Below are 12,703 nucleotides of genomic sequence, written 5' to 3' on the forward strand. Positions count from 1 at the left end.
TTTTATTTCTTTCGTTGGTTAATTCAATATGAATATTTTCCTGAAAATTAGAAAAATATTTTTAAATTTATGATTTATTATATGATTTAAATAATGAATATTTTGTGAATGATGATTTTGTCCGGGTCTATTTTTTGCTTTTAATATCAATTTTTAGTATAAATATTTTATATTATTGATTAATTTTTGATAATTATGATTATTTAGATGGTATTGACAGAATTCTAGCATCACAAATAATTTATTTAGAATGAAAAAATTTTTCTATTTTGAGTCAAGAATATATTTTATATTTACTATTTGTTATATTTCACTAAACTCAAAAGGGTTAAAAAATGCCTCTTATTCGTATTGATGTTGTCGAAGGTAGGAACCAGCAAGAATTGAATATGTTAAAAGAAACAATTCATCGTGCAATGGTCATTGCTTTTGAAGTTCCTGAGCGAGATAGATACCAGATTTTAACACAGCATAAGCCTGGATTTCTAGTTGCTGAAGATACAGGATTGGATATTCCAAGGACTGACAAATTTGTTTTAATTCAAATGGTTTCCAGACCAAGAACCGTTGAGCAAAAGAAGAAATTCTATAGTCTTGTTTGTCAATTGTTAAAAGAAAATTGTGGAATTGAATCCTCTGATGTGATGACGAGTATTGTCGTAAACAGTGATGAAGATTGGTCTTTTGGATTAGGAAGAGCCCAGTTTTTAGAAGGTGATTTATAATCTATCTTCTAAAAAACAGATTAACCGTAATTTACGCGTGACTTGAATAGGGAGATTGATAATGAATACTGCAAATCAACAAGATAAAAAGTTAAGAATTGGTGTGATTGGGACGGGTGCTATTGGTGTCGATCATATTCGTCGATGTACGCATACATTATCCGGTGCAGAAATTGTTGCCGTGAGTGATGTGACTATTGACAATGCGAAAAAAGCTGTTGCTCCACACAATCCTAATGCCAAAGCTTATGAATCGGGTCATGATGTGATTAATGCAGAGGATGTTGATGCAGTGATGGTTACTTCTTGGGGACCAACACATGCCGAATATGTGTTATCTGCGATTAAAGTGGGTAAATACGTGTTTTGTGAAAAACCATTGGCAACAACAATCGAAGATTGTGAAAAGATTATGAAAGCTGAGCAAGCACATGGTCATCGCTTGGTTCAAGTTGGTTTTATGCGTCCTTATGACAAAGATTATCGTGAGTTGCGGAAAAAGATTGCGGATGGTGTGATTGGTGCGCCTTTGATAGTTCATGCAGCACATCGTAATCAAAAAGTTGGTGAAAATTATGTAACCAGTATGGCGATTTTCGATACATTAATTCATGAGCTTGATGTGTTGAGATGGCTATTAGATGATGATTATGTTTCTGCACAAGTTATTTTCCCTCGTCAAACAAGCCATACACATGCAAAATTACGCGATCCTCAAATTGTTTTACTAGAAACAAAGTCTGGTATTCGTATTGATGTTGAAATATTTGTGAATTGTCAATATGGGTATGATATCCAATGTTCTGTTGTGGGTGAAAAAGGTATTGTGAGTTTACCAGATCCTGCTGCGGTTTTGTTGCGTTCTGAAGCAAAATTATCCACTCCAATTTTTACAGATTGGAAAGAGCGTTTTATTGATGCATATGATGTAGAAGTCCAAGAATTTATTGATGGTTGTAAATCTGGAAAAATTAAAGGCCCAAGCTCTTGGAATGGATATGTTGCTGCGGTTGCAGCTGAAGCTTGTGTTAAAGCACAGGAAACGCAAGCGATCGAACCAATTTCCATTCCAGAATGCCCTGTAATGTATAAGTAATCTTGTTAAACATAGTTGCTTTACAAAAAAGCAACTATGTTGGTTTTGTCGCAAAGTTTAAATTTTATAAAATTTTAAGTTTTTACTAGCGTTAGTTATTATAAAATATTTATATAATTCAATGAATTAAAAAATCCTATTTTGAAGAAAAATATTAAAAACCACTAAACTTAAAACTTTGTGACAAGACCAGATTTATATATCTTTACAGTTTACAATGTTATTTGCAATAATATCTCGTTTCGATTAATAATTTAAATAATAATGATAAATTCATATTTGTTGAATATTAAAAATGCATAATAAGATAAATGATAACTTTAATGAAATAATAGAAAAAGTAACAAAAGGTGAGTATAACGATCCTTTTTCAATTTTAGGGCCTCATTTAATTAACGGTTATTTAGAATTTAGATTTTTTTTTCCTCATGCAAAACAAGTTATTATTCTTGATAAGACAACGAAGAAAGAGTTAATTATTTTAGACAGGATTCATTTGGATGGATTTTTTCAAGGAAAACTTAAAAGAAACTCTTACTTTTCTTATTTAATAAAAATTATATGGAATGACAGTGAACAAGTCATTGAAGACCCATATCGTTTTGGTAAGTTACTAACAGATTACGATACTTGGTTATTAAATAATGGGAAAGATAATTATTCTTATGAAAAATTAGGGGCACATTTAATTACTTTAGATGGTATTTCTGGAGTTCGTTTTATTGTATGGGCTCCTAATGCTAAACGTGTTTCAGTGATAGGTGATTTTAATTGCTGGGATGGGCGTAGACACCCTATGAGATTACGTCCTGAGAGTGGTTTTTGGGAAATTTTTATACCTGACTTATTTAAAGGTCAATTATATAAATATGAAATTTTAACTCCCAAAAACGAAATTCTTTTTAAATCTGATCCTTATTCTTTTTTAAACCAACTTCGACCAGAAACAGCGTCTATTATTTACCCTCTTCCTTCTATACAGATTCATACAGAAAGGCAAAGAAAAGCCAATCAACTTAACCAGCCCATTTCGATTTATGAGGTTCATTTAGGGTCTTGGATGCGACACTCTGATACCAATGATTGGCTAAGTTATAAAGAGCTTGCTGATAAACTTATTCCATATGTAAAAAAAATGGGGTTTACCCACATTGAAATATTACCTATCCAAGAACATCCTTTTGATGGTTCTTGGGGGTATCAACCTACAAATCTTTATGCCCCAACTTGCCGTTTTGGTAATCCAGAGGATCTTATTTATTTTATTGATATTGCTCATCAAAATCAGATTAACATTATATTAGACTGGGTTTCTGGACATTTTCCAAAAGATCCGTTTGGCTTAGAATTTTTTGATGGAACAAGTTTATATGAGTATCAAGATCCAAAGGAAGGATATCACCCTGATTGGAATACATTAATCTATAATTATAATAGTCCGACTATTTGCAACTTTTTATCTAGCAACGCTTTATATTGGTTAGAACGCTTTGGGTTTGATGGTTTGCGTGTTGATGCTGTTGCTTCAATGATTTATCGAGATTACAGCCGTAAGCATGGCGAGTGGGTTCCAAATATATATGGTGGAAATATTAATTTAGAAGCTGTAGATTTTTTACGTCATACAAACGATTTACTTCATCACAAATATCCAGAATCTGCGTTAATTGCTGAAGAATCTACAAGTTTTTATGGTGTAACTTTGCCTCCTAAAAATCATGGATTAGGGTTTAACTATAAATGGAATATGGGATGGATGAATGATACATTAAGCTATATGCAACTTGATCCTATTTATCGAAAATACCATCATAATCAAATGACTTTTGGTATTTTATATGCTTGGAGTGAAAATTTTATTTTACCTATATCTCATGACGAAGTTGTTCATGGTAAAAAATCTTTATTAGAAAAAATGTCAGGGATAGGAGATGATAAATTTGCAAATCTACGTGCTTATTATGGGTTTATGTGGGCTTATCCTGGTAAAAAATTAATTTTTATGGGGTGTGAATTTGCTCAATATAATGAGTGGAATCATAATACACAACTAGATTGGTATTTATTAGAGCATACGGACAATAACTTGCATCTTGGTACTCAAATACTGGTCAAAGATTTAAATTTTCTCTATAGGGATACGCCTGCGCTTTATGCTGATCATAGACGTTCAGAAGGGTTTAGATGGGTCATTACAGATGACGAGAATAACTCTGTTTATGCATTTATAAGGGAAGATCAATATGAAAATTTTATTTTAATTATTAGTCACTTTAGCCCTATATTTTGTGAGAATTATCGTATAGGTGTGCCACAAAATGGAGTTTATGACATCATTCTAAATACAGACGATTTTGTTTATGGTGGTAAAAATATACTTGATAACCATGAAATATTAAGCGAACCTATAGAAAAACATAATTTTAAATGGTCTTTATCCTTATCACTGCCTCCATTTTCTACATTATATATTAAATTAAAAGTTATTTCGTGTTAATTATATTATAATTTCTATTTTGTAATTATTAACTATTCTATAATAGAAGGGTCATATCAGATTTATTTTTTTTAAAAAGAGGTTTTACGGATGAATATATTACATGTTTGTTCTGAATTTTTTCCGTTACTAAAAACTGGTGGGTTAGCTGATGTGATGGCCTCACTACCAGCGGCTCAACGTAATTTAGGTGTAAATGCTCGTATTTTATTACCAGGCTTTCCTGAAATTATAAAACAGTTACCAAACAAAAAAAAAGTTACTGATTTGAATACATTCTCAGGAAATGTAACTCTTTATTATGATACATACGGAACGATTCCATTATATATTATTGATGTTCCTTATTTATATGATCGTCCTGGTAATCCTTATCATGATATAAATAATAATGATTATCATGATAATTATATTCGTTTTGCTTTATTAGGATATGTTGCGTGTGAGCTTGCAAAGGGATGTGATGGTTTTTGGAAACCAGATGTTGTTCATGCGCATGATTGGCATGCAGGTTTAACTTGCGCTTATTTAGCTGCTAATAATTATCCTGCAAAATGTATTTTTACTATTCATAATATTGCTTTTTCAGGAAACTTTTCTTCTTTTCATATGCCTGAATTATGGCTTCCAAATCATTTTTATAACACAGAGGGATTGGAATTTTATGGGCAAATATCATTTTTAAAAGCAGCTATATTCTATGCCAATTACTCTACTACAGTAAGTCCAACATACGCCCAAGAAGTGTTAAATCCTAAATATTCCCATGGTTTTGATGGGTTATTAAGAAAAAGATATAATGAAGGTCGTTTCTGTGGAATTTTAAACAAAGTTGATGAAAATATATGGGCACCAGATAAGGATTTTTTAATTACCCAACCTTACTCGGTTAGGAATTTAAGAAATAAAATAAAAAATAAGCAATCTCTTCAACAAGAGTTGGGTCTACCTTTATTAGAACATTTGCCATTATTTACCATAGTTAGCAGAATGACCTATCAAAAAGGTCTGGATATGGTATTAGAAATTTTACCTAAAATGATGGAAAGCGGTTTACAATTTATTATTTTAGGACAAGGGGAGCATCATTTAGAAAGCGCTTTCACTCAATTAGCATATCAATATCCAAACAATATGAGAGCAATTATAGGATATACAGAACAAAAATCACATCAATTAATTGCTAGTGCAGATATTTTAATGGTTCCCAGTAGATTTGAACCGTGTGGGTTAACACAATTATATGCTTTAAAATATGGCACATTACCTTTAGTTAGGCGCACAGGGGGGCTAGCCGATACTGTTACAGATTGTTCTCTAGAAGCTTTAGAAGCTAAAGAAGCCACTGGATTTGTATTTAATGATAGTAATACTAAAGATCTAAATAATGCTATTCAGAGATCTTTACTTTTATGGAAAACACAAAAAAAATGGCGCCAATTACAAAAAAGCGCCATGTGTCAAGATTTCAGTTGGAATACAACGGCTCAAAGCTATATTAGCTTATATAATGAGATTTTAAATAAATAATAATGGTTTAATTTACTAAAATATCCCAATTCTTATTTTCCCAATCGTTTTGATTAAAGCGACGAGTAAAGTTAATTGTTTGCCCAGAAAGATTTTCTAAATTTAAAGGAACTCCATACATGCCTAGACCTATAAGATGACTAGGTTGGTCTTGAACTTGTTGCCAACCATTTAAACCATAGTGTAGTGTAAATGGTTTGTTAGCCTGTATCCATAATGTATAATTTGAAGATACAGAAGAACACTCAATATCATCATACCAATATATTTCGTTGATTTTTCGTTTTGTATTTAAATAACGATCTACAACACAATCAAGCTGTTCTATAGTTTTTTTTGTAGTATAAGTATAAATCAGTTTAATTAACTCTGCATGGGCCCAGATTAATGGCATAGCACTTCCCGAAGGGCGTCCTTTATATAAACCATATTGAGGAATATCCTCTTGATCCCATATCTGTTCGGGTAACATTCCCCCTATACTGGCAGAAGCAAGCAGTGCTTTTAAATAAGGTTCTGCATTTTCTTTACAAAGAATGGCTTGATGACCTCTCTCGCCACTAAGGAAAGGCCATAAACGTCCAATACCATTTCCATCAAAAGCACTGCCATCTTCATGTTCACCATATCCGTCTTCATTGTAACGATAATAATAAGGACCATTTGGTAATGTAACGCATAAAACTTTATCAATCAGTTTTGTTGTTTCTATAATGCGTGGATCAGTTGGTTTTCTTAGTCCCAATCGTGTTAAATAAAGATAGTCTAGCCCTAACAAATCAGATGTTTTAATCTGTTTTCCATTACGATTTCGAAGCTCTACATAACCTTCTTGAGGCGAAGAGCTACTAGGATTAATACGGATATAATGACCTGAAATTTGATATTCTTTATCTAGATCCGTATTTTGAACGTAAACCCAGCTTTCTAACCGATTATTCCAATCATCTGCAATTTTTAATGCATATTCTGCATCTTTTTTATCAAGAAAACCCGAACTTGCTCCGGCAACCAAAGCGGAAATAGTTAATGATAATGTAAAAGGACTAATTCCTGAATTTTCCTCCCAACGATCTTGAGGACTTATAGGACCATTTTGAACAATAAATGTGATAGCTTTTTTAATCATTTGTGCAACAACATCTTGCATATCATGAATTAAATTTTGTTCTTGTAATTTAACAGCAAATAATACTGGAAATGCGACTTCATCTAATTGTAGTCCTTGCCAATATGGCCGACCATCCGCAAAGTTATTTTGTATCCAATGGCCATCTGGTTGTTGAATAGAAATTAAATAAGATAAAATTTGTTGCGCTTCCAACAACATTCCACAAATCAACATTGAAAACCCAACCTCGACTAAATCTCGAGGCCAAACTAAATGATATCCACCGATATCTTGACGTGTATATCCCCATGGAATACTTAAACTTGCTACTAAAGCACCTGGAAATGTTCCACCAGCATGACTTTTTATAACAGCCATTGAAGTTTTTATTGCATTGGAAAAGGCAGGAGGTAAAGTATCATTCTTGGAGAAAGTAAAATATTTAAACCACTCTTGCCAACACGTGATATATTGATTGCGAATACTAGAGTAACCCGTTGCCATAGAGCTATAAGCAAGGGTCTGTGTGCCTTCAATAGTATTTGCAAAAGAAAGAGAAATTACGCCTTTATTCTCATTTAACTCTCCCATCATTGCAATATTTCCAGGTCCTGCCTTAGAATATTCCCATGTCATTTGACCATTTTGATTAAAATCTTGCCAACCATCAGAAATACCGACATATCCAACACTAGTTTTACTAAACCCTTTATCAGCAGCCAACATTACAACAACATCTTTTTTTTGTGCTATGAGCCCTTTGGAATTAATAAAACCAATATTATCTTTTCCATGCCCTCCAAGGTGAGGAGCAAGTATGGAATAAAGTTTTGCACCTTTTCCTTTTAATTCATAATGGATTAATAAAACATCTCTTAATGGATCCACAATAATTTCTAGTTCTAGAGTAAATAATTTATGTTTATGTAAGATTTTAGGAAGAAGTAGCTCTGGGGATGGTGTACTCACTGTATAATTATGAAGACGTTTAACTTCAAACCACTCACCATTTACAACAACAATGAAACCTAAATCTCGAATTTGAGGCATACTACAAGAAGGCCAATAAACTTCATTTAAAATACCATATCCAACAGTAAACCAAACTCTACTTTTTAATAAAGAAGTTCCAATAATATCTTTTGCACTGCTCGTCCATGTAGGTGATATACCAGGTTTCCCAGGGGCAATATTACTCATTTCACTTCCTTTCTAAGGCATTATAAATTTATTATACCTTTGAAGATTTTATTGATTTTATAAACATCTCCAAAGATTATTTTATTTAAAATATTATCATGTTTTTTTATTACATAATATTAATTTTAACGTAATTGTTACAAACATTTTATGAGTATGTGGTTATTTGTAAAGATATTTGATTGAGACTGGAGCTATATTATTTACAAATCAAAATACTATTTTAATATTGTTGCTCTATTCATTACACGATGTACAGTTTTATCATAATCATAAACAGCATAGTGTTGTGTTGTACGATTATCCCAAAAAGCAACATCTCCTGCTTGCCAATGCCAACGGATTATATATTCAGGTTTACTAATATGTTGAAAAAGATAATCCAATAATAATTGGCTTTCTTTTTCAGTTAACTCATTAATTCTTGTCGTAAACCCCTCATTAACATATAAAACTTTCTTTCCCGTTTCAGGAATGTTACGAATAATAGGGTGCGTTATTGGGGTATTATTTTGTTTAGTTTGCTCTAACTTTTTAAGATCCTCGTCCGTTATCCCAAATCTTGATGTTGGGAAAGATTTCGCAAAATCATGGGTTGCAGTCAATGTTTCAAGAAAAGTTTTTAAAGAGGAAGATAAATCTTCATATGCTTTCTCCACATTCGCCCATAAAGTATCGCCACCATACTCTGGTACTTTTCTAGCTAAAAGAACAGATCCAAAAGGTGGTTTTTTAATAAAAGATACATCACTATGCCATAAAGCATTATCACGTAAATCATTTAATTTAGTATCTAATACAATTAATTCGGGATGGTTTGGAACGTGTGGAAAAATTGGATGGATATGTAAATCACCAAAATTTACAGTAAAATCAATTTGTTGTTGTGGAGTAATATTCTGTTTTCTAAAAAACAAAACTTTATAGGTTAGTAATGATTGTTCAATAAAATCTTTATCTGTATTTGATAATGGTAAAGACAGATCAATATGATTAATCTGAGCACCCAAAGCAGGGGTCAATGGTTGTATAATATTCATTATAATACTCCTTTATATAATTATTATGTGAAGAAATAATTATAGAAAATTAAAATTCTTGCACACCTAAAGTAGATAGAAGCTGTAAACGATATTGTTCAAATTCAGGATGATTACGCCTGTTTTCTCTGTTCCAGGGAATATCAAGATTATAGTTTATTGTCCCTTTATTTAAGACGATAACATGATCTGCCATTAATAAAGCATCATCGATATCATGGGAAATTAATAACACAGCACAATTATGTTTTTTCCATAAATCAATAATCAATTTACGCATTTGAATTTTTGTTAGAGCATCTAATGCTGCAAAAGGTTCATCCAACATTAAAAAGGCAGGCTCTCTGATTAAAGCCCTAGCAATACCAACTCTTTGAGCTTCTCCTCCAGATAAAGTCCGAGGCCATGCATCAGCCCGATGTTCTAAATTAACTTCTCGTAAGATTTTTAAAGAAACTTCCTTGGCATTTGGAATATCCAAACCAATTACAACATTTTGCCAAACCTTTTTCCATGGTAATAAACGACTTTCTTGAAAAATTACAGCTTGTTTTTCAGGCTTTTCAATAAAACCACTTGTTGCATTATCAAGATCTGCAAGAATACGTAATAAAGTGGTTTTGCCAGAACCACTTGGACCTAATAGCACAGTAAACTGTCCAACAGGGATAGAAAGATGAATATTATTTAAAACGGTTATTTCATTAAATTTTTTGGTTAAGTTTTTGATATAAACAGCATTAGAAGTTAAAATATCTGTTGAGTAATTTTTAGCTCTGTAATTCATTTTATGCGTCTTTACAAAATGACGGATGCCACGTTAAAATTCTTTCTTCAACTAATCGAATAAGAAAATCAGAAAGTAGACCTAGTGAACCATAAATAATAAGCCCAAATATAATAATATCTATTCGTGAGAACTCTTGTGCTTGCATAATCATAAAGCCAATACCACTATCCGTATTAACTTGTTCTGCAACAACCAACATTAACCAAGAAACACCGATAGAATATCGTATTCCTTGTAAAAGATCAGGTAATGTTCCATAAAAAATAATATGAAAAAGAACGCTTTTACGATCAAGATTAATAGTTCTAGCCAATTCTAGTAGTTTTGGTTCTATATTTTTAATACCGTTATACAAGCAAAAATAAATAGGAAAGAATGCTCCAACAGAAATTAAAATAATTTTTGAAGGTTCACCTATTCCAAACCAAAAGACAAACAAAGGTACTAAAGCAAGAGTCGGAAGATTACGTAATATCTCTAAAGGTGAATGAATAATATCTTCACCTATTTTTGTTAAACCTGCCCAAAACCCAAAAATTACGCCAAAAATTAATGCAAACGTAAAACCTAAAATAATTCTAGATAATGACACATAAAGATTAACGAGTAAATTTCCAGAAAACAGCTCTATTTCCATTGTATGAAATATTGTTACAGGCGAAACAAAAATAGAAGTATTAATTAACCCCAAACTGCAAGATAACTGCCAAGCAATCAGAATTAAAACACATGAAAAATATCTTCGTAACTTATTATAAATTAACTTACCTTTTTTGTTTGTTGTATTTTTAGATGAATCATTAGATAAATTTGCGTTATCAAATAATATTAATTCAGAATTTCGGATATTATTCATAATATTTAGCCCTCCCAAACATTATCTTGAACATTAATTTTTTTTGGGATTAAATTTTGATTAAAAAAACTATCAGCAATTTGTTGTTGTTCAACAACTGCATTTGGTTGAATAAGAGTTGCACCAAATTTATATCTTGATAAAATAACATCTAAAACATCAGTCGATAATCCTGTAACATCTTTCAAATATTGAATAAATGCGGTTTTATTTTGATTTATCAATTGATCATTTTTTGAAATATAAGAAATAAAATCACGTGTTAACTGAGGATTGTTTTTTACAAAATTTTTATTTCCAATATAAAAAGTTCTATTTTCAACAATATTTTCACCTGTTGTTAATGTACGGACTTTATCATTTTGTTGTGCAATTGCTAAAAAAGGATCCCAAATAGCCCATGCATCTATATTTTGACTATTAAATGCAGATTGTGCAATTGCAGGTGGTAAAAAAACAGGTTGGACATCTTTTATTGATAATCCAATTTTTTTAAGTGTTGCTATCAAAAGCCAATGTGCATTTGATCCACGTGTTACAGCGATTTTTTTTCCTTTTAACCCATACAGGTCATTAATATTGCTAGATGCATGGGTAATAATAGCCTCACTTTTAGGAGATGGGGGCTCTTGTGCAATATATACAAAATTATTTGAAGAACTTTGCGCAAAAATAGGAGGGGTATCTCCAACTTCTCCAATATCAATAGAACCAGAAAGTAAGGCTTGTAATAATTGAGGTCCTGCAGTAAATCGACTCCAAACAATTTGCACAGGAAAATTTACTATAATTTTGCTATTTCGTAAAAAATCAAGCGGATCACAAGATTGATAACCAACTCTGATTGTTTTTACCCCCTGAGCAAATATATCTTGTGTTTTAGAGATTAAAGATAAAGTCAGAGCACCTATAATTAATTGCCTTCTATTAAACATTAAAAATAACCTCAAAATATGTATATTAATAATTAAACTTAAAAATAAGTATTATTATAATACAACAAAAATTTAAAGTGTTTTTTTTTATTTTACAAAAATAAAATGTTTATTTGATCTCGTTGCAAATAAACGGTCTTGTTGCAAATAGCTAGTTATGCTGCATTTAAATCTATAACTTTGGATAGTTTAGACAAGTATCCTAATTATTTAGACCGAAGATATTTTGGATGAGGTTTATTTGTTCATTGATCGTCCATTTTCCTTTAAAGCCAATAATTTTTTTGAGCCAGAGGATAGTTTCGTACCCTTTGAGTGTTTTTCTTGCGGTATGGAAAGACTGAAAACAGCCATTGTTGGTGATTACTCTCTTTAATCTGAAATGATCATTTTCTATTCCTTGTTATAAAGCCTTCTTTGTTTCATAAGCGCCGTGATTGGGAAGAATATGCTCATTCTTCATGGTTTGTATGGTGTTTGGAAAAGGTGATGCTTTATCTGTTCTAATATGAGTGGGTGCGAATAGACCATCTTCTTTAAAGGCTTTTCTAAAGAAGCGTTGAGCTACTTTTATATTTAGTCCATTGATATCAACCATTGCCTGTTTAAATTTTTCACCTGCATAACCACCATCAGCCTAAATTACCTGTAAAGAAAAATAAGTTTGCATAACACTCTTGATTGTTGTTTGAGCACCATCACGATTTTGAATATCGGTTTGATGAACAATTGCGCCCAGCATATTCCCAGCTGTATCTGTCAGAATATGGCGTTTATGACCTTTAATTTTCTTCCCAGCATCATAGCCACACAATCCACCACTTTTTGTTGTTTTGACGGATTGACTATCAATAATATCAGCGGTTGGTTCTGCTTTACGTCCATCAATGTGCCGAATAAAAGCAATCAAGGCTTCATTAATA

At 31.7% G+C, this 12,703-nt stretch carries 10 protein-coding genes and 1 pseudogene; 4 read left to right on the top strand and 7 right to left on the bottom strand.

Annotated elements, in window-relative coordinates:
* Positions 1 to 335 precede the first annotated feature (335 nt).
* From QJV33_RS11200 to glgA, 4 genes are all read left to right on the top strand, one after another.
* Entirely contained in the window at positions 336 to 725 is a 390-nt protein-coding gene (locus QJV33_RS11200; protein ID WP_281463481.1) for a tautomerase family protein, read from the top strand.
* A gap of 61 nt (positions 726 to 786) precedes the next feature.
* Positions 787 to 1,821 carry a Gfo/Idh/MocA family protein gene (locus QJV33_RS11205; protein WP_281463482.1) on the top strand — a complete coding sequence of 345 codons (1,035 nt, stop codon included), beginning with the start codon at positions 787 to 789 and terminating at the stop codon, positions 1,819 to 1,821.
* A gap of 295 nt (positions 1,822 to 2,116) precedes the next feature.
* Positions 2,117 to 4,318: a 1,4-alpha-glucan branching protein GlgB gene (gene glgB / locus QJV33_RS11210; protein WP_281463483.1), complete on the top strand. Its 2,202-nt coding sequence runs from the start codon at positions 2,117 to 2,119 to the stop codon at positions 4,316 to 4,318.
* A 90-nt stretch (positions 4,319 to 4,408) separates the two neighbouring features.
* On the top strand, positions 4,409 to 5,848 hold the full coding sequence (gene glgA / locus QJV33_RS11215) for a glycogen synthase GlgA (protein ID WP_281463484.1): 1,440 nt from the start codon (positions 4,409 to 4,411) through the stop codon (positions 5,846 to 5,848).
* A 7-nt stretch (positions 5,849 to 5,855) separates the two neighbouring features.
* Here the strand turns inward: glgA and QJV33_RS11220 are convergent, their stop codons facing one another.
* The 7 genes and pseudogenes from QJV33_RS11220 to QJV33_RS11250 form a co-directional block, all read right to left on the bottom strand.
* Positions 5,856 to 8,159: a glycoside hydrolase family 15 protein gene (locus QJV33_RS11220; protein WP_281463485.1), complete on the bottom strand. Its 2,304-nt coding sequence runs from the start codon at positions 8,157 to 8,159 to the stop codon at positions 5,856 to 5,858.
* Between the two features lie 218 nt (positions 8,160 to 8,377).
* Positions 8,378 to 9,199, bottom strand: coding sequence for a taurine dioxygenase (gene tauD, locus QJV33_RS11225; protein ID WP_281463486.1), 822 nt, complete (start codon positions 9,197 to 9,199; stop codon positions 8,378 to 8,380).
* A gap of 49 nt (positions 9,200 to 9,248) precedes the next feature.
* Complete coding sequence (locus tag QJV33_RS11230; RefSeq protein WP_281463487.1) at positions 9,249 to 9,986, bottom strand: ABC transporter ATP-binding protein; 738 nt, start codon at positions 9,984 to 9,986, stop codon at positions 9,249 to 9,251.
* A 1-nt stretch (position 9,987) separates the two neighbouring features.
* On the bottom strand, positions 9,988 to 10,845 hold the full coding sequence (locus QJV33_RS11235) for an ABC transporter permease (RefSeq protein ID WP_281463488.1): 858 nt from the start codon (positions 10,843 to 10,845) through the stop codon (positions 9,988 to 9,990).
* A gap of 5 nt (positions 10,846 to 10,850) precedes the next feature.
* Complete coding sequence (locus QJV33_RS11240) at positions 10,851 to 11,780, bottom strand: aliphatic sulfonate ABC transporter substrate-binding protein (RefSeq protein WP_281463489.1); 930 nt, start codon at positions 11,778 to 11,780, stop codon at positions 10,851 to 10,853.
* Between the two features lie 202 nt (positions 11,781 to 11,982).
* Positions 11,983 to 12,378 (bottom strand): annotated as a pseudogene (locus QJV33_RS12045) (DDE-type integrase/transposase/recombinase).
* Positions 12,379 to 12,417: 39 nt separating this feature from the next.
* On the bottom strand, positions 12,418 to 12,690 hold the full coding sequence (locus tag QJV33_RS11250; protein WP_281463491.1) for a transposase: 273 nt from the start codon (positions 12,688 to 12,690) through the stop codon (positions 12,418 to 12,420).
* Positions 12,691 to 12,703: the final 13 nt, after the last annotated feature.

The organism is Commensalibacter nepenthis (assembly GCF_029953305.1).
GTDB classification, from domain to species: Bacteria; Pseudomonadota; Alphaproteobacteria; order Acetobacterales; family Acetobacteraceae; genus Commensalibacter; species Commensalibacter nepenthis.